General features: G+C 63.9%; 18 protein-coding genes and 1 tRNA gene. 8 read left to right on the forward strand and 11 right to left on the reverse strand.

The window, feature by feature from the left end; translation table 11 throughout:
- Positions 1-133 precede the first annotated feature (133 nt).
- On the reverse strand, positions 134-1,540 hold the full coding sequence (locus F600_RS0102960; protein WP_026306105.1) for a WS/DGAT/MGAT family O-acyltransferase: 1,407 nt from the start codon (positions 1,538-1,540) through the stop codon (positions 134-136).
- 137 nt (positions 1,541-1,677) lie between these two features.
- On the opposite strand from F600_RS0102960, the gene F600_RS0102965 reads away from it, so the two are divergent.
- Positions 1,678-1,911 carry a PspC domain-containing protein gene (locus F600_RS0102965; RefSeq protein WP_018159100.1) on the forward strand — a complete coding sequence of 78 codons (234 nt, stop codon included), beginning with the start codon at positions 1,678-1,680 and terminating at the stop codon, positions 1,909-1,911.
- Between the two features lie 97 nt (positions 1,912-2,008).
- A complete protein-coding gene (locus tag F600_RS0102970) occupies positions 2,009-3,751 on the forward strand; it encodes a GMC oxidoreductase (protein ID WP_018159101.1) in 1,743 nt (580 codons plus the stop codon).
- 77 nt (positions 3,752-3,828) lie between these two features.
- On the opposite strand, the gene F600_RS0102975 is transcribed toward F600_RS0102970, so the two are convergent.
- The gene (locus F600_RS0102975; RefSeq protein WP_081628682.1) at positions 3,829-5,109 is read right to left on the reverse strand and encodes a helix-turn-helix domain-containing protein; all 1,281 of its coding nucleotides are present in this window, start codon (positions 5,107-5,109) and stop codon (positions 3,829-3,831) included.
- Here F600_RS0102975 and F600_RS0102980 point away from each other — a divergent pair.
- Together F600_RS0102980 and F600_RS0102985 are read left to right on the forward strand one after the other, a co-directional pair.
- Positions 5,108-6,199, forward strand: coding sequence for a ferredoxin reductase (locus tag F600_RS0102980; protein ID WP_018159103.1), 1,092 nt, complete (start codon positions 5,108-5,110; stop codon positions 6,197-6,199). The two genes, F600_RS0102975 and F600_RS0102980, sit on opposite strands and share 2 nt — an antisense overlap.
- 8 nt (positions 6,200-6,207) lie before the next feature.
- The gene (locus F600_RS0102985; protein WP_081628683.1) at positions 6,208-7,437 is read left to right on the forward strand and encodes a fatty acid desaturase family protein; all 1,230 of its coding nucleotides are present in this window, start codon (positions 6,208-6,210) and stop codon (positions 7,435-7,437) included.
- A gap of 423 nt (positions 7,438-7,860) precedes the next feature.
- Here F600_RS0102985 and F600_RS0102990 read toward each other — a convergent pair whose 3' ends face one another.
- On the reverse strand, positions 7,861-9,087 hold the full coding sequence (locus F600_RS0102990; RefSeq protein WP_018159105.1) for a hypothetical protein: 1,227 nt from the start codon (positions 9,085-9,087) through the stop codon (positions 7,861-7,863).
- 59 nt (positions 9,088-9,146) lie between these two features.
- On the opposite strand from F600_RS0102990, the gene F600_RS0102995 reads away from it, so the two are divergent.
- Complete coding sequence (locus tag F600_RS0102995; RefSeq protein ID WP_018159106.1) at positions 9,147-10,442, forward strand: chloride channel protein; 1,296 nt, start codon at positions 9,147-9,149, stop codon at positions 10,440-10,442.
- Here F600_RS0102995 and F600_RS0103000 read toward each other — a convergent pair whose 3' ends face one another.
- Positions 10,443-12,221, reverse strand: coding sequence for an acyltransferase family protein (locus F600_RS0103000; RefSeq protein WP_162141380.1), 1,779 nt, complete (start codon positions 12,219-12,221; stop codon positions 10,443-10,445). It abuts the gene before it with no gap.
- Positions 12,222-12,291: 70 nt separating this feature from the next.
- Here F600_RS0103000 and F600_RS31970 point away from each other — a divergent pair, with 70 nt between their 5' ends.
- Positions 12,292-12,459 (forward strand): hypothetical protein, encoded by a 168-nt coding sequence (locus F600_RS31970; protein ID WP_169518397.1) that lies wholly within the window; start codon positions 12,292-12,294, stop codon positions 12,457-12,459.
- On the opposite strand, the gene F600_RS0103010 is transcribed toward F600_RS31970, so the two are convergent.
- Positions 12,448-12,521: transfer RNA gene (locus tag F600_RS0103010), tRNA-Gly, on the reverse strand. The two genes, F600_RS31970 and F600_RS0103010, sit on opposite strands and share 12 nt — an antisense overlap.
- Before the next feature lie 81 nt (positions 12,522-12,602).
- Between F600_RS0103010 and dcd the strand changes: the two genes are divergently transcribed.
- Together dcd and F600_RS0103020 are read left to right on the forward strand one after the other, a co-directional pair.
- The gene (dcd, locus tag F600_RS0103015) at positions 12,603-13,172 is read left to right on the forward strand and encodes a dCTP deaminase (RefSeq protein WP_018159108.1); all 570 of its coding nucleotides are present in this window, start codon (positions 12,603-12,605) and stop codon (positions 13,170-13,172) included.
- A gap of 150 nt (positions 13,173-13,322) precedes the next feature.
- On the forward strand, positions 13,323-14,201 hold the full coding sequence (locus F600_RS0103020) for a hypothetical protein (RefSeq protein ID WP_156024384.1): 879 nt from the start codon (positions 13,323-13,325) through the stop codon (positions 14,199-14,201).
- Here the strand turns inward: F600_RS0103020 and F600_RS0103025 are convergent, their stop codons facing one another.
- From F600_RS0103025 to F600_RS0103050, 6 genes are all read right to left on the reverse strand, one after another.
- The gene (locus F600_RS0103025; RefSeq protein WP_018159109.1) at positions 14,202-15,419 is read right to left on the reverse strand and encodes a YibE/F family protein; all 1,218 of its coding nucleotides are present in this window, start codon (positions 15,417-15,419) and stop codon (positions 14,202-14,204) included. It abuts the gene before it with no gap.
- 108 nt (positions 15,420-15,527) lie between these two features.
- Positions 15,528-16,778 (reverse strand): pyridoxal phosphate-dependent aminotransferase, encoded by a 1,251-nt coding sequence (locus tag F600_RS0103030; RefSeq protein WP_018159110.1) that lies wholly within the window; start codon positions 16,776-16,778, stop codon positions 15,528-15,530.
- A gap of 89 nt (positions 16,779-16,867) precedes the next feature.
- Positions 16,868-18,268 carry an NHL repeat-containing protein gene (locus F600_RS0103035; protein ID WP_156024385.1) on the reverse strand — a complete coding sequence of 467 codons (1,401 nt, stop codon included), beginning with the start codon at positions 18,266-18,268 and terminating at the stop codon, positions 16,868-16,870.
- Positions 18,269-18,416: 148 nt separating this feature from the next.
- Positions 18,417-18,905, reverse strand: coding sequence for a hypothetical protein (locus F600_RS0103040; protein WP_018159112.1), 489 nt, complete (start codon positions 18,903-18,905; stop codon positions 18,417-18,419).
- Between the two features lie 130 nt (positions 18,906-19,035).
- Positions 19,036-21,999, reverse strand: a complete 2,964-nt coding sequence (locus F600_RS0103045) for a (Fe-S)-binding protein (protein WP_156024390.1) — start codon at positions 21,997-21,999, stop codon at positions 19,036-19,038.
- A gap of 128 nt (positions 22,000-22,127) precedes the next feature.
- Positions 22,128-23,075, reverse strand: a complete 948-nt coding sequence (locus tag F600_RS0103050) for a hypothetical protein (protein ID WP_018159114.1) — start codon at positions 23,073-23,075, stop codon at positions 22,128-22,130.
- Positions 23,076-23,169 lie beyond the last annotated feature (94 nt).

Genomic DNA, 23,169 nt, shown 5'->3' on the forward strand with positions numbered 1-23,169 from the left:
ACGCTCAGACCTGGTCCCCGAGTGGCTTGGATCAAGCGTATGGGAGGTTCTGGGCCAATCCGTCGATGAGACCTGATCGTTGGCCGACCGTAATCGGCGCCTCCCGAAAGTCCAATTCCCTTGGTGTAAATGGCTATTTGATTCCGAAGGCCGTTTCAAGCTCAACGACCGCGTCGCCGGAATAGACCGCGAGATGCTGCAGATGGGGAGCGTTGTCACGACAGCCGATGAACCCGACATTCAACGTTCCCGCATAACTCAAGCACGTGATGTTGAGTGCGGTCCCGTGCATCGGAATCGAGACCGGGTAATCCGATTCGAGTTTGTGCCCACGGAAATAGAGCGGTTCGGTCGGTCCCGGGACGTTCGAGATCATCACGTTGTAGGTCGGCGGCAGCACCTGGCCGAGTCCGGCCTGCGCGGTGCTGGTCTGGACGACGAACGGCGCCGACAGGATTGCTGTGTAGGCGAGGATGGCGTTGCGGGTCATCCCCTCCATCTGCTCTTTCGCGGCGCGAGTCGACGCGATGATCGACTCGATCCGCTCCTTCGGGTCGTCGATATGCGTGCTGAGGTTGGCAAGCATGCCGGCGACCGCGTTGCCGCCGCCCGGATCGTCCTTGGGCCGAACGTTGACCGGGATGAAGGCGATGAGGGGCTTGTCGGGGAGCTCGCCAAGTTCGCTCAAGTAGCGTCGCAAGCCGCCTGCGCAGATCGCCAGCAGGACGTCGTTGAGCGTCCCACCGGTGGCGGCGGCGATGCGCTTGAGACGCGGGAGGTCGTACTGCTGCGTCGCGAACCGTCGGTTGCGGCTGATCCGGTTGTCGAAGATCGTGCGCGGTGCCTGAAGTGACGGCACGAGTGCGTTCGCTTCGTCCCGGCGCGACCGGTTGACCTTGACGAGGGCCTTGAAAACATCGTTCAGCGAGGTGAACCCACTGCGGACGGTGTCCACGACGCCGCCGAGGCTCGGTGCGGGAGCCGAATCGAGCAGCGAAGCGCGCTCGCGACGCGTCGGCGGAACGGCGAAGAAAAGTGGTGTCCCGGTGTCGTCGGGGTCTTTCGAAAGAGCGCGGCTGAGCAGCTTCGCGGCGGTGTATCCATCGACGAGCGAGTGGTGCACCTTCACGTACAGCGCCAGATTGCCGTTCTCGAGCCCTTCGATCAGGTGCGCTTCCCATGGGGGTCGTGAGAGATCAAGGGGGCGAGAGTGCAGCCGAGAGATGAGCACGCCGAGTTCGCGCTCGTCACCCGGGCTCGGGAGAGCGGATCGACGCACGTGATAGGTCGGGTCGATCTCGGTGTCGGTCACCCAGCGCTGCATCGGATGCAGCAGGAAGTTCGGGTACGCGAGCTTGAGGTTCCACGGTGGCTCGACGACCACGGACGCGAGTTCGTCGCGCATCTGGGCGGTGATCTCCTCGGCCCGGGCCCCATTGGTGGGCTTGAACTGCAGCAGACCCGCCACGTGGAGCATGGTCTCCTGCGATTCGACCGTCAGAAAGAGCATGTCGAGGGGAGAAAGACGCTTACCGGCCACGAGTGCACATTAAACCGACCCCATATATCAGGGCCGATATCGGGGCAAACCCCGATGCCCGCGCGGACCGCCGACCCTAACGTTGGTGTCATTGATCGCGCAGATGGACTGGCGATCACGACGAAAGGTAAGGGGTCATGGCGACTCTGGTACGCACCCGCGACGGCAAGATGATCGCCGGTGTCTGCTCCGGCATTGCACGCACGTACGGCTGGGACACCACCGTCGTTCGTCTCGTGTTCCTGCTCTCGTGCCTGTTGCCGGGACCGCAGTTCCTCATCTACCTGGTGCTGTGGATCGTGATTCCGCAGGAGAAGGAGCCGGTCGGGTATTACGCACCGCCGGTCGTGACCACTCACCACGACGTCTGACAGATGGGGGCCGATTCGGCCCCCATCTTCTTTTTTGCGGTCGTAATGTCAGACCTAACGCTGCCCGCGTCATATCCATCAAGCGGAGGGAAGACCGATGGCCGCACCAGATTTCGACGTTCTCATCGTCGGTTCGGGATTCGGCGGCAGCGTCACCGCGCTGCGCCTCGTCGAAAAGGGGTACAAGGTAGCCGTTCTCGAGGCCGGTAAGCGCTTCGAGGACGATCAACTCCCCAAGACCAGTTGGGACATCCGCAACTTCCTCTGGGCGCCGGCGCTCGGTTGCTACGGCATCCAGCGGATTCACCTGCTCAACAATGTGCTGATTCTCGGCGGTGCCGGTGTTGGCGGGGGCTCGCTGAACTACGCGAACACGCTCTACATCCCACCGGAGCCGTTCTTCCAGGACCCGCAGTGGAAAGACATCACCGACTGGCGCTCGGAGCTGACTCCGCACTACCAGCAAGCCGAGAAGATGCTCGGCGTCGTCATCAATCCGCACATGACCCCAGCGGACGAGATCATGAAGTCGGTCGCGGATGACATGGGCTTCGGCGACACGTTCGTCCAGTGCCCGGTCGGCGTCTTCTTCGGTGAGCCTGGAAAGACCGTCCCAGACCCGTACTTCGGTGGCGCGGGCCCGGACCGCACCGGATGCATCGAATGTGGCGACTGCATGGTCGGCTGCAAGCACAACGCGAAGAACACGCTGGTCAAGAACTATCTCTACCTTGCCGAGAAGGGTGGCGCCGAGGTCATCCCGATGACGACGGTCACCCAGGTCAAGCCGGAGAAGGACGGCTCCTGGACGATCAAGACCCGGCGCACCGGCGCGAAGTTGGTCAAGCATCGCAAGACCTTCACCGCGGCGAACGTCGTCATGGCGGCGGGCACTCGAGGTACGCAGAAGCTGCTGTTCGAGATGCGGGACAAAGGCAAGCTTCCGGACATCTCGGAGAAGTTGGGCGTGCTGACCCGCACGAACTCCGAGTCGATCGTCGGCGCCGCGAAGTGGAAGGTCGACCCCGAACTCGACCTCACCCGGGGCGTCGCGATCACCTCGTCCATCCACCCCACGCCGGACACGCACATCGAACCGGTGCGATACGGCAAGGGATCGAACGCGATGGGCTTCCTGCAGGGACCGATGACCGATGGCGGAGGCAGCATGCCGCGGTTCCTGAAGTTCCTGCTCGCCGTGATCCTGCATCCGCTGCAGTTCGCGCGGTTGCTCACGGTCGCGAACTGGAGTGAGCGCACGATCATCTCGCTCGTCATGCAGCATCTCGACAACTCGATCACCACGTACACCAAACGCGGTGTCTTCGGTCGGAAGATGGCGAGCAAACAGGGCCACGGAGAACCGAACCCGACGTGGATCCCGGTGGGCAACGAGGTCACGCGAGCGGTCGCCAAGAAGATCGGCGGTTTCGCCGGCGGCACCATCGGCGAGGCGTTCAACATCCCGATGACTGCACACTTCCTCGGCGGCGCGGCGATCGGCGCGGATGCCGATAAGGGCGTCATCGACCCGTACCACCGGGTGTACGGCTACCCGACGATGTATGTGACCGACGGTGCTGCGGTTTCGGCGAACCTCGGAGTGAACCCGTCGCTGACGATCGCCGCGCAGGCCGAACGTGCTGCGTCGATGTGGCCGAACAAGGGCGAGGCCGATACACGTCCGGCGCCGGGATCGGCGTACGTTCGCGTCGATGCCGTCGCGCCGAACTCGCCCATGGTTCCAGCCGGCGCTCCGGCCGCGCTCGTGATCCCGACGTCGAGCCTGTTCCGGGACAAGAAGCCCGCGAAGGTGCCGAAGGAAGCGACGGTCCAGTAACGACCGATGGATTGCCGTATCAGGGACCCGATCAGGTCCCCGATACGGCAATCCATCGGCGTTTGGAAGCTGGATTCTCAGGTAAGCGCGATCACCAGGTCCCGCACGTAATTCGGGTCCTCGAGGCGCTCGCCGAAGATTTCGCGCAGCTGTCCCACGCGGTATCGAACGGTCTGCGGGTGCACGAAAAGGTCTTCCGCGACGAGATCGCGGCGGCCGTCGGACAATGCGTGCAAGAGCCACGATCGGAGCGTGACCAGCAGTTTCTCGCGAGCTGCCGGTCGGAGATCGTCGAGCGGCGCGAGAACTCGGTCGGCGAGGTCCTGGCGGCAGGCGGGGTCGGCATGGACGGTCAGCGCGGCGAGGTGAACGTCGGCCTCGGCTGGATCGCCGGTGATCGTGCCGTCCCGGACAAGCTCCAAGAGGCGCAGCGCACGGCGGTTCGATTCGGCGACCTCGAGCCAGGGCACCGAGGGGCCGACCACCGCGCGACGGCCCCGCAACGTCGTGACGAGGCGTTCGCGCGCTGCACCCGTGACATCGGGAACGAGGAATGTCCACACATCCGCACCCTCGAACAAGAGTGATCGCGCGTCGATCCACGCGACGACGTCATTGGCCTGCGAACTCGGGATCAGAACTGCGGTCAGCGTGTCTGGCGGCACCCATTCGGCCTGCTCAGCGGCATGTATGACCGATTCGGGTGTGGTCTCGGGGATCGTCAGCATCCGGGCAAGTTCACTGCGCAGCCGCTCGCGTTCACGACCCACTGCGTCGAGAGCGGCCGCATGTCCGGCCGCGCTCGCCAGTGACAGTTGATCCGTATAGGCGAAGACCGAGGCGGCGAGAAGGACGATGTCCGCTGGACTTGCCTTGCCTTCTAGAAGCGAATCGCCCATTCGGACCCACGCTGCACGACTCCCGACGCGGAAGGCGGCGTGCAAACCCTCCATCGTGCGGCCCGCATTCGCTTCGCCGCGCCCGAGTTCGTAGGCGCCGCGGATCGCGGGTGCCAGGGCGTCGGCCTCTTCCCGCTCGCCCGTGGCGGCGTCGATGAAAGTCCCCAGTGACAGCGCGACACCGAGCTGGATGTTCTCCCACATCCGGCTGCTCAGAGTTCCGGCGTAAACGGGGACTTCCGCGCGGATCGCCGCGACGGCCTGAACGCCGGCATCGGGGAGGACTTCGCGTAGCATGCGGCGGGCTTCGTCGGGCAGTTTCAGTTCCCCAGCGTTACGAACTGACCAACTGGGCGGTGTTGCCATATGAACTTTTATACCAGGCGAACAAAAACGTGATCTAGATTCACCAGTCACGGTCAAGCCATATTTCGCCGAAATCGAAACACTGGTTGCCATGACGCAAATCGTGGAAAAGCCTCGCTCTGCGCGCAAAGCGCTGGGGCAGCGAGTAGCCGCGTTCGCGCACCGAATCACGACTCCGTTGGTTCCGGACGACTACATCGATCTGTTCAATCCGCTGTGGTCGGCGGAGACCCTTCGGGGCCGCATCACCGCCGTCAAGCCGGAAACCGCGGACGCCGTTACCCTCACCATCCGTCCCGGCCGCGGCTGGTCGACGCATGTTCCGGGGCAGTACCTCCGCTTCGGAGTCGACATCGACGGCATTCGTCGCTGGCGGGCCTACTCGTTCACGAGCGACCCCGCTCGCCAGGACGGACTCATCGAGATCACCGTCAAGGCGATTCCGGAGGGGCTTGTCAGCAACCACGTCGTGCAGAACGCGAAGGTGGGCGAGTACGTCCACCTCAGCCTTCCGGAGGGCGACTTCGTCCTGCCGGAGACGAAGCCGGCGAAGATCCTGTTCCTCACGGCCGGTAGCGGTGTCACGCCGATCATGGGCATGCTCCGCACGCACGACCTCGATGACGTCGTGGTTCTGCACTCGGCGCTGACCCGCGATGGCGTCATCTTCGGTGATGAGCTGCGCGCGCTGCACACCGCCGGAACCATCCGTCTGATCGAGAAGCACACCGACGTCGACGGCCTTCTCGACATCACGACCCTGGACGAGATCGTGCCGGACTGGCGCGAGCGTGACGTGTGGGCCTGTGGTCCGGCTGGCCTCATGGCCGCGGCCGAGGCGCACTGGACTACGAACGACGTCGTCGACCGACTGAACATCGAGCGCTTCAAGCCGCACATCGCGGTCGAGGCAGGTGCCGGTGGCACCGTCTCGTTCACCAAGTCGAACGTCACCAAGGAGTTCGACGGTGGCAAGCCGATCCTTGATCAGGCCGAAGAGGCCGGAGTCATCATGCCGTTCGGCTGCCGCATGGGTGTCTGCCACCGCTGCGTGCTTCCGATGAAGAGCGGCGCAGTGCGCGACCTGCGTGACGGAACCATCACCACCGCGGCGCCCGGCGACGGCGTCATGATCCAGACCTGCATCAATGCAGCTGCCGGCCCATGTGAAATCGAGAACTGAGGTAGAGCATGACCCCTACATTGAAGGCTCCCGTATCTCTCGGCGGCGCAATCAACCCGCCCAAGCCCAGCCCGGTCGCGCACTTGACTGCTGCGGACATCGAAGCGCTCGGCAAGGAACTCGACGCCATCCGCGACGAGGTGCTGAGCACCCGCGGTGAGCGCGACGCGAAGTACATCCGCGCGGTCATCACGAACAACCGTCGACTCGAGCTCGCCGCCCGTGGCGTGCTGACCTTCTCGCTGTTCCCGCCGGCTTGGTTGCTCGGCACCGCCATGCTGTCGGTCGCGAAGATCGTCGACAACATGGAGATCTCGCACAACGTCATGCACGGTCAGTGGGACTGGATGCGCGACCCGAAGATCCACTCGAGCACGTGGGAGTGGGACAACGTCAACCCGTCCGAGCTGTGGAAGCACACCCACAACGAGGTGCACCACACCTGGACCAACGTCGTCGGCAAGGACAAGGACCTCGGTTACGGCGTCCTGCGCATGGACGAAGCGCAGAAATGGAAGCCGTTCTACCTCGGCGGACCGGTCTACAACACGCTCATGTTCCTGCTGTTCGAGTACGCCGTGGCCATTCAGGACCTCGAGCTCGGCAACCCGCGACTGCGCAAGTCGGAGCGCGCTCGCCGCACCAAGCTCGTGACCGAGAAGATCGCGAAGCAGGGCGCCAAGGACTACCTGCTGTACCCAGCGCTCACCGGTCCGTCATTCATCCCGACGCTGTTCGCGAACCTGACCGCCAACCTGGTCCGGAACATGTGGACGCACTCGGTCATCTTCTGCGGCCACTTCCCGTCGGATGTCCAGACGTACGAGTACGACACCATCAAGGACGAAACCCGCGGTGACTGGTACATCCGCCAGATGATGGGTGCCGCCAACATCGACGGCGGCGCGGCCATGAACTACATGACCGGCAACCTGTCCTTCCAGATCGAGCACCACCTGTGGCCGGACCTGCCGAGCAACCGGTACGTCGAAGTGGCACCCAAGGTGCGGGAGATCTGCGAGCGATACGGAATTCCGTACGTCAGCGGTCCGCTGCCGAAGCAGGTCTACGAGGCGTGGGCCAAGGTCGTTCGCCTGTCGTTCCCGAACAACTTCTGGGCCGACACCAAGCAGACGATCACGAACCTGCCGAACCGTCTGTTCAAGCGCGCTGGTCGTGTCGCCGGGAAGGTCATTCCGTTCCCGACGCCGCTGCGTCAGCGTCTCGCCGCTGCCTGATCTGACAACTCAAAACCGACAACGGCCGTCCGCGAAAAATCGCGGAACGGCCGTTTTCGTGTGGACTTGAGAATGGCACCCCGCTCAACCGTGGTGCCATTCCCCGGCGTAATAGCGCCGTGCTTTTCCGTGTTGCCGTGCCCGAGTGGACGTGGCCTCTTTCAAGGAAATCTCGGGACACGCGGACTTGGATTTCACCTGGCCGCGAAGGCCGTCTCCAACACGTCAGCTCGCGTGCAAGCGCGAACTGTTGAGTGGGGCCGGGTGGAATCACCGCGGGATCCTTTTCGCGGCTGCGGCCGACGTTGATGGGAACCGGTATTACCGGGCCATCGTTACGGACTGACCGAGGCAAATCCGTTCCAGTCCCACCTCAAGTACACGCCCGATGTGCCTCGGTGTCGATAGCTGGCACGGATGACCTCATCCAGAGACGATCGTGATTCCGATGAGCGTGTAGCTGATGAGGAGCGCGGCGAGAGGAATCTGGCCCAATCGCCGGAGTCGCGGCTTGATCGCGTCGGTCGCGATCGCTTGCGTGGTGAGTGCGGCGAGCACGGAGCCGCTCATGATCGCGATGAACTGAATGATCGCGATCGTGGTATTGGAAATGAACCCGTAGCGGGTAGCGCCGCCGCCGACGACGAGCAGGTAACCGGCCTGGCTTTCGAACAAGGCGGCGGGAAGGTGGGTCGAGATCGCGTACGAGACCACCACCGGAATCAGTACGGGCGTGAACGCGGTGAATGCCGACCGCCCGGACTGCATGAACTGGCGGATCGCCCAGGTGCAGGCAAGATAGAGAGCTCCCATCGCTCCGCTCGCAGCGACGAGGACGACGGTACTCAGGGCGATCGACTGAACGGCGTCTCCGTCGGGCGGGTTGATGACCAGGTCAACGCCCGGCCAGAAGGAAAAGTGCACGAGGCCGTCGAGCGCCGCCGCGCCCATGAGGATCATGACGAACGCGACGAGAGGGCGGTCGAGCGGCTGCGTAGGCCGGCGTCGGAACGGTGCCAGCCGAGCGATCAGGGCGGAGTAGACGGCGAACGTTTCGCAGCGATCGAACCATCGCGGACCGAACCAGGCGCCACCGGCAATGTGGATGACTGCGTAGACGGAGATGAAGACAGCCACCGCGCGCGGCCAGTCGCCCTCTTGGCTGACTCCATCGAGAACGAGATAGATGAGGAGACCAGCGACCGCAGGCCAGTACCCGATTCGATTCGGCAAGTCGGGACGGCTCGTCGTTCGGCGCAGTCCAGATATCAGGAGCGCGAGTGTCCGGAGGGGGTTCACGTACCGGTACACGTCGCCGAACAGCAATGACGCCGGCACCAAGCCCACCCAGAACCACACGTAGAACCAGGTGGTCGCCGGATTGGAGCCGACCGCGGAAGGACCGATCCATGCCTCGATCAGCAGAACGTCAAGAGCGAGGAGTCCGACGATCCGCAAGCAGGCGTGAGTGACCGCCGAGTCGCAGAAGTGACGGTCGGCTCGGGGTAGTGCAACGCCTGATGGGTTCCGCGGGTACCGGTTTGCGGTCATCGCGAAGGTGGCGATGACTGACAGGGACGCAACCAGGACCGTCAACCACAGTGGAATCGGCAGGCTGATTCGGGCGAGTTCGCCGTGGGCGAGCAGCACAAAACAATCTTGTATTGCTTTTCGTGCGCGGAATTGTGTTTGGGCGTTAAGTTCGGCCTGTGGCAGGCGTCGCTTCGCCGCGGCATGCCGCGTCCGTAGACCTCGAACCGAGGGGCCCGGTTACCCGGATCGAATTCGGGCGTCTCCTGGTCGTCACTGCGTTGGTCGGCGTCGGCGCAGGTGTCGGCGGCGCGCTGGTCACGCTCCTGCTTCACCTCCTGCAAAATGTGGCTTTCGGCTACTCCGAAGAGTCCTTCCTCACCGGTGTCGAGCAGGCGTCCGGTCTTCGCCGCGTCGTCGTGATGACGTTGGGTGGACTCATCGTCGGAGTCGGGTGGTGGGTGCTGAGGAAGTACTTCACTGTCGTGCCCACGACGGACGGGCTTCGTAATCGCGATCCACGGGTGCCGTTCTTCACCACGATCGCCGATGCGCTTCTCCAGGTCATAGCGGTGGCACTGGGTGGTTCGATCGGACGTGAGGGGGCGCCCCGGCAGGTGGGTGCGGTCATCGCCGTCTGGATTGCCGCCTACTCCGGCCTGACGGTTCAGCAGCAGCGTCGACTGCTTGCGTGCGGCGCGGGGGCCGGACTGGCTGCGGTGTACAACGTGCCGCTGGCGGGTGCGTTGTTCACGCTCGAGATTCTGTTGGTGTCGTTTGCGCTCGCCGATGTCCTGGCCGCGCTGCTCACGTCGGCGATCGCGGTCGGGGTGGCGTGGATTGCACTCGGAAACAAGCCGACCTACGACGTCGCCCCGGTCGTCATGTCGAGCGCGGTGCTGGTGTTCGGCCTGCTGATCGGACCATTGGCGGGACTGGTTGGTGTTGTCCTGAGCAAGTTGATGGACTTCGCGCAGTCTCACCAGCCGCACGGGTGGCGGATTCCTATCTTCACCACTGGGGTGTTCGCCGCGGTCGGAGCGCTGTCGATCGTGTTTCCGCAGTTGCTCGGAAACGGAAAAGGCCCTGCGCAACTCGCGTTCGACGGGGCGCTGGCCCTGCCGGTGTTCGCCGTTCTCCTGGTGCTGAAGCCGGCGGTCACCGCGGCGTCGCTGGCGAGCGGTGCAAAGGGTGGAACGCTCACTCCAGCCCTCGCGACGGGCGCGATGCTCGGGGCATTGATGGGCGGCCTGTGGTCACACCTCTGGCCGGGTGCGCCCACTGCCGCGTATGCGTTGATCTGTGCGGCAGCCGTGCTCGCGACGACGCACCGCGCGCCGTTCACCGCGATCGTGCTCGTTCTCGAGTTGACCCATACCGGCAACGCGCTGCTTGTTCCGCTCATCATCGCGGTGGTGGTGGCGTACATGCTCAGCAGTCGGTTGATGGCGAAGCGGATGACGGATCCGGTGTGATCAACTGGGGAGATAGCTCGCCGTCAGCACCTGCGGATAGGCGCTAAGTGCTTGAGTCTCGGTGCGCGCGTAGATCGTGAAGACCACGATCTTGTCGTCGCTCGGATAAGCCATCGTGAGCCGAACGGGGAAGTCCGGGTTCGGATTCTTCGTGTCCAGCCAGATCTCGATGCCGTCTGAATGGCGGACGGAACCCTCGTCGATCCCCGCGACCGAGGGGCGGCCTGTGCAATCGAAGGCAGCGCCGACCACGACCCAGCCGTCGCGATGGTTTCCGCCCGCGGTCTGGCCGGCGGAATCGACACCGCAGTCGCGGAGCACCTTCTCTTCGCCAGCCGTGATGAGGCTCCTCGCCAGTGCGTCGTGCAGAGTCATCTGTACGGAGAGCTGAGCGTTCGTAGTGAATCCCTCGAAGGGCAGCAGCAGCGGATCTGGCCGGGTCGTCACGACCCATGCGTACGTCGCGACCAGGGCGGCGGCGATGACCGCGGCGATTGCCTTCGGCGCCCACTTCGGTCGTGGGTGCTTGACCAGGAATGCCCGTTCGATGATCAGCCACGACACCGTTCCGGCGACCACCGACAACGCGAGGGTGATCGATGCATAAACGGCCAGCGTGCGAAGGGGGTCCGTCGGAGTGATGCGCTGCGAGAGCCACGCCAGGATCGGAACGTGGTAGAGGTAGACGCCGTAGCTGACCCAGCCGACGTACCGCACCGCAGTCAGTTCGAAAGGACGACGCAGTGCGCGGGGGCCGTAGGCCATTCCGAGAAGGCAGAGACCGAGTCCGATCGCGAACGGCACCCGTGAGTAGGCCGTCATATCCGCACTTGTGCCCCACGTCAGCAGAACCAGTTCGGTGACGACGATGGTCATCACACCGGCGACGAATGCGGCGATCGCGACGGGTCGCGACGTCCAACGCCCGGTCGCCTCGGGTGAAAGCTTCCGCACGACCTCCAGGCGGGCCAAGACCAGGCCCACGGCGAAATCGACCGCGAAAGCCGGAAGCTGTGCGCCGAGGCGATTGCGGATCACTTCGGCATTCGCCACGACTCCGGTTCGGAGTTCGGCACGCGCGTCGACCGTGTGGATCAGGTAGTTGACGACCGCATCGAGTGAATGAAGTGACACGTACGCCCACACGAGGGACACCACGATGGCGATGGGGAGGGCGATCCGCCAGCGTCGATACATGAATGCGGCGGCTGCCAGGGGAAGAACGAAATACCACGTGAGCTCGACGCCGAGGGTCCACCACGGACTGTTCAGCCCGTTGAAGTTTCGCGATGCGACTGGCACGTAGTTCTGCACGAACAGCAGCACGCTGCCGAGATTCCAGAAGCCGAGCGAGCCTTCGATCGCGCTTGTCGGCAGGGCCTTCGTGCCGGCGTACGCCGCGAGTACGGCGATGATGCTGACGTAGTAGGCGGGCGCAATTCGGTGGATTCGGCGCGACATGTAAGTGCGGAAGGAAGGCCACGGTCGGCCCCTCAACTCCGCGGTGAACCACGGTCGCGTCAACAGGTATGCGCTCAGGATGAAGAAGACGTCGATCCAGATGTAGCCCGTCTCGAAGATGATCTCGGCGCCGCCGAACCTCGGCCGGCCCGCGAACTGCCAGGAATGCGTGGCCAGCACCATCACCACGGCGAGTGCGCGGACGCCGTCCAGGTAGCCCTCGCGAGCATTGACCACTTCGTCGACACCCATGAGGTTTTCGAGGGAGCGGCGTGAGGTGGTGCTGACCTGGTCAGACGTCAGCACCGGTGGCCTCATCGCTCTGAGTATGCCGAAGTTCGAGGAAATAGTGTGTGAGCCCAGGGTCCGAAGGCGGTAGAACAAGAGCATGGGAAAGCATGCGGTCGTCGCGGTCTATCTGCTCGCGATGATTGCCATCATCGTCGGCGTAGACATCACGCTTTTTCGCCACTATCTGTTCCCGCGGCTGCTCGTGAACATCGGAATAGTCTTCGTGTTCGCGGCATTCTGGTTCAGGTTTCAGTGGAGCCGATGACGGGAATCGAACCCGCGCTGTCTGCTTGGGAAGCAGAAGTTCTGCCATTGAACTACATCGGCAAGGGGGCCTCCGGGCCCGATGTTGGCCACTGTAGCAGACGTGGTGCGGACCACATTTTCACCGCACGTTAGCCTTCTTGGGTGCTTCTTTCCGACCGTGACATCCGCGCTGAAATCGAGTCGGGTCGCCTCGGCATCGACCCCTTTGAACCGGGCCTCGTGCAGCCCTCGAGCGTCGACGTGCGACTGGACAGCCTTTTCCGGGTGTTCAACAACACCAAGTACACGCACATCGATCCGGCTCTTCGCCAGGACGATCTGACGACTCTCGTCGAGCCCGACAAGGGAGAACCTTTCGTTCTCCACCCGGGTGAGTTCGTGCTCGGTTCGACGCTCGAATGCTGCACACTTCCGCATGACCTGGCGGGTCGCCTCGAAGGTAAGTCGAGCCTCGGACGTCTTGGGTTGCTCACGCACTCGACAGCCGGTTTCATCGATCCGGGGTTCAGCGGTCACATCACGCTCGAACTGTCGAACGTCGCGAACCTACCGATCACGCTGTGGCCGGGTATGAAAATCGGGCAGTTGTGCCTCATTCGATTGTCGAGTCCGGCCGAGCATCCTTACGGTTCAAGCGCGGTCGGATCGAAATATCAGGGCCAGCGCGGCCCCACGCCGTCGCGCTCATACCTCAATTTCCCCGGTAAATGAAATAAACATCACGCGACACGCCGTTAAACAATTGTTATCACCAGTCAACTTACTCGTGTTGAATCTGTTACTGGAATAGACTTCCTTGGCAGGTGATTCGATGACGAATCGGCCTCCATGTCCAGACCGGGTGCTGCGAGTGAGGCGGAAGTGACGGCGGTTTTAGGTGTCTACGCGGGAGCAGAGGCAATCAGCCTTGTTCTCGTTTCGATGCTGGAAGCCACCGAAGATCATCACCAGACCATCAAAGTCACCGGCGATCACGTCGCGACCTTCGCTGAATGCATTGGAGTCGCGGTCGCCGCGATGCCCACTCTGGCCGGGCTCGGGATCTGCTTGGATGATCCGAGTCTTCGCGTCGAGCTGACCGAAGCGCTCCGGCACGAAGGCATCGTCAACTTCCGGATCGTCGATCGTAAGAGTGCCATCGCCTCGTACCACAAGCGCGTCAACAAACCTGCTGGGTTCATGAGCGCCACAACGGTGCTCGCCCTTGGCGCCGCGGAGTATGCCTACCGGAAACCGGTCCGGGGTTTCTCGGTCGCCGGGCGGCCCAGTCGCCTTCCCGGTGGTCCGGTTGGCGCCGCTGCGGCCGCAATCGTGTGTGCCGGTGCGGTGACAATGGGCTACGCGCAGACCGGTTTCAACGGTGCTTCGGAGAACGCGCCCGGTGGCCCGACTTACGCGTTCCCGACTCCGCCGAAGGGTGCGAAGCCGCGTCCGATCCACATGAACGTCCGGCCCGTATACAACGTGTCGCCGGAACCGGCGGACTCGACGCAGCAGTATTACTACTACCGCGCGCCGCAAACCCCGGATGCGCCGCTCGAGGTCATGATGCCCGACGGCAAGGTCATCAAGGTCGACCTGCCGCCGATGCTCGTACCGCCGCGCGACATTCGCACCTGGCTGCGTCAGTTCCTCATGCCGACGAAACCGGAACAGCAGCAGGCACTTCCGGTGCCGGCGCCACCACCGCAGCAACAGCAGCAACCGGCGCCGCCTCCGCCACCGCCACCGGCGCCCTGATCAATCTTTGGCGCGCGCCAGCAGAACCGCGATTCCCGTCGTGAGCGGTACCGACAGTGCGAGCGCCGAACCACCGATCGCGGATCGCACGATTTCGATGGCTATCGCATCTCCGGTGAGAACGTCGCTATAGGACCGTCCGGCGATGCTGAACAGCATCAAGAGGGGAAGAGCGCCACCCGCGTACGCCAGGATCAGGGTGTACACCGTGCTGGCGATGTGGTCGCTGCCAACGCGCATTGCGGAGCTGAAGATCTGCCGCCGCGAGAGGTTCTTGTCGAGCGCCGCGAGTTCGAACGCCGCCGACGCCTGCGTGATCGTGACGTCGTTGAGGACACCCAACGAACCGATGATGAACCCGGCGAGGAGCAGCCCCGTAATGCTGACCTTCTGGAGGTAGACCTGAACGAGGCTGTTCTGCTCCTCGGACAGTCCCGTGATCCGGGTGGCCGCGATCGCCGCGTAGGACAGGATCGTCGCCACCACCATCGAGGCAAGCGTGCCGAGCAACGCAGCGCTCGTGCGCATGTTGACTCCGTGCGCCAGATAGAGCACGGCGTACAAGATCGCCGCGCCGGCGACCATCGCGACCTGAATGGCGGGCTCGCCATTCATCAGGGCGGGAATCATGAAGAACACGAGGACGCCGAAGACGATCACTAATCCGGCGAGCGCGCGGAAGCCACGCCACCGGGCGACGGCGACCGTGATGATCGCGAAGATCGCCGCGACCACGAACAATGCCGGGCCGCGCGAGAAGTCGTAGAACCCGTAGATCGATCCAGTCTTGTCGCCGCCGTGGTCGAGCCGAATGCTGTCGCCGACGGCCAGCGTCGGTTGCCCCGGACCCTTGGTGATCTCGAGCAGGGTTCGCTTGCCCTCGTCCGCGCCGGATTCGATCGCGACGATGTTTCGCTGGCAGGTGTAGACCGCCACTGGCGGGGAGACGGGTTGGTCGGTGAACACCCGCCCGTTCGAGGGGCTGCCGCACGGGCCCTGGTTCTGGTCGACGATCGTGCCCGATTCGGTCTTCACCGCGGCGCCGCCCGCGGACTGATAGGGCAGCGGGATGGCCACCGTCTGCTTGCTGGGCCACAGCATCACTGCGCCGAAGAAGACGACTATGCCGCCGAATACCAGCAGCCCGATGACGATTTTCCGTGCGAAATCACCGATTTCGATCGGTTCGTCGTGGCTGTGCGAGTGCGAGTGTCCCACGCACCAAACGGTAGCTGAGACATGGGCGCACCGTCCCTCAGTCCGCTCCTCGCTGCGTTCCTCGCTTCGCTCCGGTACTCGCTGCGATGCTCCCTCGTCCTCCTTGCGCTACTGGGAGTAGCTCGCCAGGAAGTTTCCGAAACGTTCGATGGCAACTGCCAGGTCCCGCGCCCACGGCAGCGTCACGATGCGGATGTGGTCGTGGTTCGGCCAGTTGAACCCAGTGCCCTGCACGACCAGGATCTTCTCCTGAAGCAGCAGATCCTGGACGAGACGTTCGTCGTCGTAGATCTCGTAGACCTCGGGGTCCAGCTTCGGGAACGCGTACAGCGCGCCCTTCGGCTTGACGCAGGTGACACCCGGAATCGCATTGAGCCGTTCCCACGCGATGTCGCGCTGTTCGAGCAGCCGTCCACCCGGCAGGATGAGGTCCTCGATGCTCTGATGGCCGCCGAGCGCGACTTGAATCGCATGTTGCGCAGGCACATTCGGACACAGTCGGGACGAGGCGAGCAGGTCGATGCCCTCGATGAATCCGCGCGCATGCTCCTTCGGGCCCGTGATCGCCATCCAGCCGGCGCGGTATCCGGCGACTCGATACGTCTTCGACAGACCGTTGTAGGTGATGCACAGCAGGTCGTGCGCAAGGCTGGCAACGCTGATGTGCTTCGCGTCGTCGTAGAGGATGCGGTCGTAAATCTCGTCGGCGAGTAGCAGAAGCTGGTGCTGCCGGGCGATGTCGACCAGGTGCTGCAGCACCTCACGCGAGTACACCGCACCCGTCGGGTTGTTCGGGTTGATGATGAGCAGCGCCTTGGTCTTCGGCGTGATCTTCGATTCGATGTCGGCGAGGTCGGGCTGCCAGCCGTTCGACTCGTCGCAGAGGTAGTGGACCGGTGTGCCGCCGGCCAGGCTCGTCATCGCCGTCCACAGCGGGTAGTCCGGTGCCGGAATCAGCACTTCATCGCCGTTGTTGAGCAGCGCCTGCATGGTGATCGTGATGAGCTCGGAGACGCCGTTGCCGAGGTAGACGTGGTCGACGTCGAGCTCGGGGAAGCCCTGGACCAGCTCGTATCGGGTGACGATCGCGCGTCGCGCCGACAGGATTCCCTTCGACTCCGAGTAGCCCTGCGCATACGGGAGTGCGGCGATGATGTCGCGGACGATGACGTCCGGAGCTTCGAAGCCGAACGGCGCCGGGTTGCCGATGTTGAGCTTCAGGATGCGGTGGCCCTCGGCTTCGAGGCGAGCGGCGTGGGCATGCACCGGGCCACGAATTTCGTAGACCACGTTCTGCAGCTTTTCCGACTGACTCAGCACGCGGGGGTGCAGGTGCTTTTGCGGGCTCACGAGTTTCATCGTGCCATCCCGGTCAATTCGGCTCGCCCCCAAATGAAAAGTGGGCAGTCAACCGCAATCAATGCGGTCGACTGCCCACTACCGGACGATCAGTTGAGCGTGAGGCTGCCGACGAACGAGGTGTCGTGATCGGTTCCTTCGGCATCGGCACCCTTGAATCCGGCCAGGTAGGCGACCGATTCGTCCGGGCTGAGCGCGATCGAGAACCAGGTGTCGGTGACGCCGCCGAGGTCGGTCAGGATTCGGCCGCTCTCGCCGAACGTGGTTTCCAGCGCGCCGTCCTTGGTCAGCAGGACGACCATCGCGTTGCCGTTCTTCGACTCCTTCGTGCCCGATCCGGCGATGAGGATGCGTCCGTCGCTCAGGACTGCGACGTTCCGACCGCGGTCTTCCTCGCCGATGTGGTCGAGGCGGGTGACGCCGTTTGTGCCGAATGTCGTGTCGAGGTCGCCCTTCGTAGTGAACCGATAGGCGATCATGTCGACTTTCTGCTCTTCGGTGTCGCGGCCGTAACCGGTGAGGACGTAGTCGTCGCCCTGAGGCGCCACCCAGTACGACTCGGTGACAGCTCCGAGCACCTGGTGCATCGCGTATCCGCCCGTGCCGAATCCGGTGTCGAGCACACCGCTCTGGTCAGCGCGGATGACGACCGGACGAACGATGCCGTCGGCACCCTTGGCGTACCCGGTGCCCACGATCTTGTCGTTGTGAACGATGAGGTTCTTCGTGCTCGCGGTCGAGGTATCCGGGATGTCGATTCGCGTGACTCCGTCCGTTCCGAAGGCGGTGTCGAGGGCGCCGTTGTCGGTCATGCCGATGAGCACGAAGTCGGCGTCGGTGCGCCCTGGTCCCGCGAGGGTGCTGCCGAGGAGGGTGTATCCGCCCTTTGGTCGAGTCACGATGCCGGTCGCGGCGTCGCCGATGAACGTCTTCTCGTCGATGGCGGTGCCGGCGCCGAGGTCGATCCGGGCGATGCCTCCGGTGCCGAATCCCGCGTCGAGCTTCCCGCTCTTGTCGAACTGGACCGCGACGATGTCGGTGTCCTTGGCAGCGTCTCCCGCGGCTGCCCCGTCGTGTTCGGCGGTTCCGAGTACCAGCAGCTTGCCGTCGGCGAGAGGAAGCAGGGTTCGTGCCTGCTCTCCGGTCGTACCGGGGCTGACGTCGACAGTGGCGATTCCCTTGTCACCGAAGGAGGTGTCGAGTTTGCCATCTCGGGTCACTCGGGCCACCGCGAACTGCTGATCTTTGCCGACGGTGGTGAACCCGGCGGCGTAGATGGAACCCTCGGGACCCAGCACGACGCTCGTCAGCCGGTTCTTCGCATCTGCTGACAGCGGTACCGCAAAGATTCCGTTGTTGCCGAATGAGGAAGTGAAGCTGGCCTTTTCGGGCACGGTGGGGACGGGTTCGACCTTGGCGGCCTCGCTACTGCTGCACGCGGTGAACGCCAACGTGGACAACGTGGCGGTGCTCAGGAGAGCGCGTTTCATCAAGCAATCCTCCGGTTCGGTTAGGTAAGGCAAACCATACAACAGGATCCGCGATTGGTGCGCTTTGTCCGGTTTCGCGACAATGACGAAAGGCACGAGCACGATCGAACCGCGACGGTCGAGACAACGACCACGCCGACGGAGTTGGCTAAAACGCTCCCGGGAATTGTTCGGCGAGTTCGGCTTTCGAACGAACGCCGGGTACGTCCGCGAGGTCGACTCCACCACCAGCGAACAAGCCCTGGATCCGCTCCACGTTCCACGACTCGATTCCGCGCATCATGAACGACGGGGCCCCGGAATAGAAGCGGATCAGTAGTCGCTGGTCTCGCCGGCCGGGCGCGCCGTTCCGCAGCGTGTACACGCCGGCTTCGGCGACATCGTTGCAGTCGATCTCGTGCGTTCCACCCATGACCTTGTGAATCGTCACTGTGCGGCCGATGCGTTCCATTCGCGTCCGCCGGTGAACCAACTCCGCGAGACCGCCCGCGATTACCACGAGGCCGAGGAGGGCGATCCCGCCAAAAAGAACTCCGAACAGCTTGGTGACCACTCCCGCGCCAATCAGTACCAAGACGCCCAATACCGCCCACACGGTGGGCATGGCGGGTCTGACTTCGTGGAGATTGTCGGTCACCAAGTCTCCTACCCCGGAGGTGTTACTGGATCAAGCGTACTGCGGACAGAGGACACAAATGTCCGGCATGCGTGCGGTTGAAAACGAAAGTGGGCTGGAACCATAAGGTTCCAGCCCACTTTGTCTCGATTTACTGCCCCGGAGGCTTCAGTCCGCCCTTGAGACCGAGTCCAGCAGCGCCTGGCTTCGGAAGGCCGGCTGGCTTGGGAGCCTCCGCAGCGGGAGCCTCCGTTGCCGGTGCCTCAGCGACGGGAGCTTCCTCCGCAGGTGCCTCCGGCTCTTCCGCCTTCGGTGCCTCTTCAGCGGCAGGCGCAGCGGGTGCTGCCGGTGGCTTGAGTCCGCCCGGTGCGGGGAGACCAGCCGGCGGCTTCAGGCCACCGGGGGAGCCCAGTCCGCCCTTGAGGCCGAGTCCGCCAGCGGCGGGTTTCGGGGCAGCCGGAGCTTCTGCTGCCGGAGCGTCCGCAGCCGGAGCTGCCGGGGCAGCCGGAGCGCCCGGCGGCTTGATTCCGCCCGGAGCAGCCAGTCCACCCGGAGGCTTCAGTCCACCCGGAGCAGCAAGGCCACCTGGTGGCTTGAGTCCGCCCGGTGCAGCGAGTCCACCCGGAGGCTTGAGACCACCCGGAGCGGCCGGTGCGCCCGGAGGCTTGAGGCCGCCCGGTGCAGCGAGTCCGCCACCCGGGGGCTTCAGTCCACCCGGAGCAGCCAGTCCGCCCGGCGGCTTGAGGCCCGTGGCCGGGGCCGGGGCGGCAGCGGCCGGTGCAGCAGCGGCCACCGGTGCCTCAGCCTTCGGCTCGGCCGCAGCCGGAGCGCCGACCGTGACTTCTTCCTTGCGCGGCTTGCCGGGCGTGCGGCTGAACGGTTCGAAGGACGGAAGCTCGGTCTTGCCGCGCTTGACACCCTCGAGGAGCAGCTGGGACACGTCCTTGACGTCGACGCCCACACCGCGGCCCTGGTCCGCAGCCGAGGTCAGACCGTCGGCGACCATGACCTTGCAGAACGGGCAACCAACCGCAACGGTGCCGCCGACCGAACCGGCCGCATCCAGGGTGGCGATGGCTTCGTCGACACGGTTCTGGTTGATGCGCTCACCGATGTGCTCTTCCATCCACATGCGGGCACCACCGGCGCCACAGCAGAACGAGCGGTCGCCGTGACGCTCCATCTCGACGTGGACCATGCCCGACGACTCGATGAGCTCACGCGGCGGCGTGTAGACCTTGTTGTGGCGACCGAGGAAGCACGGGTCGTGGTACGTGACCTGCGGTCCGTTCGCGTCGGCCGGCTTCACCGGAACGAGGTTGCCGTCGCGCACGAGGCGGTTCAGCAGCTGCGTGTGGTGAACGACCTCGTACTCGCCGCCGATCTGCGGGTATTCACGCCCGAGGGCGTTCATGCAGTGCGGGCAGGTCGTGACGATCTTCTTGCGGGCCACCGGACGGTCACCGAACGCCTCGTCGAGGAGCTCGATGGCCTGCTTGGCCAGCATCTGGAAGAGGAACTCGTTACCACCACGGCGGGCCGAGTCACCGGTGCAGGTTTCCTGCTCACCGAGGACCACGAAGTCGACGTTGGCGCGGTAGAAGAGCTCGGCGGTTGCCCGAACGGTCTTCTTGGCCTGGTCGTCGAACGAGCCGGCGCAACCGATCCAGTAGATGTACTCGACCTCTTGCGCGAGCGGCTCGCCGTCCCAGATCGGGATGTCGAAGCCGAGGCCCTTGGCCCAGTCCATACGGCCGGAGTTGGCCTGACCCCACGGGTTGCCCTTGTTCTCCAGGTTGCGGAACAGAACTCCGAGCTCGCCCGGGAACTCCGACTCCATCATGACCTGGTAGCGGCGCATGTCGACGATGTGGTCGATGTGCTCGATGTCGACCGGGCACTGCTCGACGCACGCACCACAGTTGGTGCAGCTCCACAGCACGTCCGGGTCGATGACACCGCCGGACTCGAGATCGCCGACGAGCGGACGGAGAGCCTGCTCGGCGTTCGTTCCGGTGATGCGCTCGAAGCCGTCTTCGGGAACCGCGTGGCCGTGCGGGGCATGGCCCTTGACCTCGACCGAACCCTCTTCCGGCATCGGCTTGTCGCCGAGAACGTACGGAGCCTTTGCGAACAGGTGGTCGCGGAGGTTCATGATGACGAGCTTCGGGCTCAGCGGCTTGCCGGTGTTCCAAGCGGGGCACTGCGACTGGCAGCGACCACACTCGGTACAGGTCAGCATGTCGAGGCGACCCTTCCAGGTGAAGTCGTCGACCTTGCCCTTACCCATGATGTCGTCTTCGCTCGGGTCGTCGAAGTCGATCGGGACGCCGTTAGCCTCCACCGGAAGCAGCGGTCCGAGACCGTTCGGTAGACGCTTCGCGCCGACGTTCAGCGGAGCCGTGAAGATGTGCAGGTGCTTGCTGTGCATGACGATGTACAGGAAGACGAGCATGACGCCGATGTGGCCGAGGAGGCCGATGCGGTCGAGAACGCCGTTGGCACTTTCCGGGCCCGTCCCGAAGACCGAGAACACGTGGTCACCGAGGAAGTTCGAGAAGAACGCGCCCGGGTTGTCGAAGTTGCCCGCTGCCTTCGCCGCGCCGCGGAAGAAGAACATCGTCCAACAGACGTTGAAGATCATGAAGAGGATCGTCCAAGCGCCGCCGAGGTGCGAACCGTAGAAGCGGGACTTGCGCTCCTGCTTCTCCGGATCGTGCTTGATGCGGATGAGCGCGAAGACGCCGAGCGACAGGATGCAGGCGATGCCGATGAAGTCCTGGGCAACACCCAGGAGTGACAACAGGTTCAGGTCGCCGACACCGATCCGGCGCAGCAACGGCAGTTGGAACTGCTCGTTGAACGTCGCGCCGTAGGCCTCGATGTACACCGTCGACATGATGAGGAACGCGTACATGGTGAAGAAGTGCGCGAGGCCCGGCACCGTCCACTTGAGCAGCTTCTTCTGTCCGGCGACCTCGACAAGCTCAGCGGTAAGCCGCTTCGGGATGTCGGTGGTCACGCGGCCCGTGGCTGGCGGGCCGGATGAGATCAATCGGTACAGGAAGTTGCCTCGTTGGGCGGCGAGAGCCACCGTGGCAAGGGTTCCCAGCATCACGATGATCAGAGTGGCGATGAACACAGCATGTGTCACGGCGGCTACTCCTCAACGTTCTTCTATGAATGACTGAAAGTGATCATAGGCGGCGAAATGCCAACGTAATAACTGTCTCGGTACGCCCGTTATCCAAGTCCAAGAGGGCTGCTACCTGCGGAATTAGTTAGGGTTGGCTCAGAAGTGCTGGTCGACGCCGAACTGGTCGGCATTTGGGACGTCGTGGACGTTTTCGAAGTCGTGGACGGCTTTTCCGTCGTCGCGGTGGTCGTCTGCGTGGTTTCTTCGTCAGTGACCGTCTTCGACGTGAAATTGCTTGAATCGTTTGCCGATTCGCTGGACCTACCGAATGCAGATGTGAAGTTCGCGAAGTTCGGGCTCAGGTACAACAGTGTCCCGATGACGGTGATCACAAAAAGCAGGAGAAAGAATCCGGAGAATCCCGAACCCGACGATCGACGGGGCTGTGGGGGAACGCGAATCGGTGCGAATTCCATCGTCGGGGGTGAGTACCGGGGTGGCGAATACCGAGGCGGCGCGGGACGCACCGCCGGGGCCGACCACGCGGGGCTGGGCTGGGCCGCTCGAGTCGGTGTCCAGGCGCGCTGCGCGGCCGGGGCATCGGGCATCTGCGAGTAGGCCAGGAGCGGTGCTGCGGCGGCCATCCGCGGAACGACGAGTGTCGTCGTCGACTCGGCCAACGACGCGGCTGCGAGTCGAGCACCGCGGTAGGCGGCTTCGTGGTCGGTGGGAACACCGTCGTCTGCAACCAGCGCAACTTCGTCCAGGCCGAGAGACAACAACGACGTCCGCACGGACTCGACGGTGTCGGCCGACCAGTCGTTCGGGTAGGTCGCCACAATCGAGTCGGGCGGTGCGATCCGGGTGGTGACGTCGCCGAGTAATGCCAGCATCGACGTTGCGATCAGCGTCGGGTCGGGGGTGTTCGTCGTGGGGCTCGCGCCCGTGAATTGGGTAGTCCGCACGAGATACTCGGGAGTCGTGGGGGCGGAGTCAGAGACCACCGCCGCAACACTCTCGGCATTCCCGATGCGCAGGCCAACGCCTGTCGCCATTCCGGGCACCTTTCGATTCGTCTTCTCAAGACAAATCGCTGCCGCGCGGGTGAACCGTTAACCGGATGTGATGCGACAAACAGGCCGGAAAGGC

It is taken from the genome of Smaragdicoccus niigatensis DSM 44881 = NBRC 103563 (assembly GCF_000380645.1).
GTDB classification, from domain to species: Bacteria; Actinomycetota; Actinomycetes; order Mycobacteriales; family Mycobacteriaceae; genus Smaragdicoccus; species Smaragdicoccus niigatensis.

Excerpts from the sequence above, each read along its gene's own strand:
- F600_RS0103045 (WP_156024390.1), bottom strand. The coding sequence starts at position 21,999 with ATGCTGGGAACCCTTGCCACGGTGGCTCTCGCCGCCCAACGAGGCAAC.
- F600_RS0103030 (WP_018159110.1), bottom strand. The coding sequence starts at position 16,778 with ATGAAACTCGTGAGCCCGCAAAAGCACCTGCACCCCCGCGTGCTGAGT.
- F600_RS31970 (WP_169518397.1), top strand. The coding sequence starts at position 12,292 with ATGGGAAAGCATGCGGTCGTCGCGGTCTATCTGCTCGCGATGATTGCC.
- F600_RS0102985 (WP_081628683.1), top strand. The coding sequence starts at position 6,208 with ATGACCCCTACATTGAAGGCTCCCGTATCTCTCGGCGGCGCAATCAAC.
- F600_RS0103000 (WP_162141380.1), bottom strand. The coding sequence starts at position 12,221 with ATGAGGCCACCGGTGCTGACGTCTGACCAGGTCAGCACCACCTCACGC.
- F600_RS0102970 (WP_018159101.1), top strand. The coding sequence starts at position 2,009 with ATGGCCGCACCAGATTTCGACGTTCTCATCGTCGGTTCGGGATTCGGC.
- F600_RS0103050 (WP_018159114.1), bottom strand. The coding sequence starts at position 23,075 with ATGGCGACAGGCGTTGGCCTGCGCATCGGGAATGCCGAGAGTGTTGCG.
- F600_RS0103035 (WP_156024385.1), bottom strand. The coding sequence starts at position 18,268 with ATGAAACGCGCTCTCCTGAGCACCGCCACGTTGTCCACGTTGGCGTTC.
- F600_RS0102975 (WP_081628682.1), bottom strand. The coding sequence starts at position 5,109 with ATGGCAACCAGTGTTTCGATTTCGGCGAAATATGGCTTGACCGTGACT.
- F600_RS0102965 (WP_018159100.1), top strand. The coding sequence starts at position 1,678 with ATGGCGACTCTGGTACGCACCCGCGACGGCAAGATGATCGCCGGTGTC.
- F600_RS0102980 (WP_018159103.1), top strand. The coding sequence starts at position 5,108 with ATGACGCAAATCGTGGAAAAGCCTCGCTCTGCGCGCAAAGCGCTGGGG.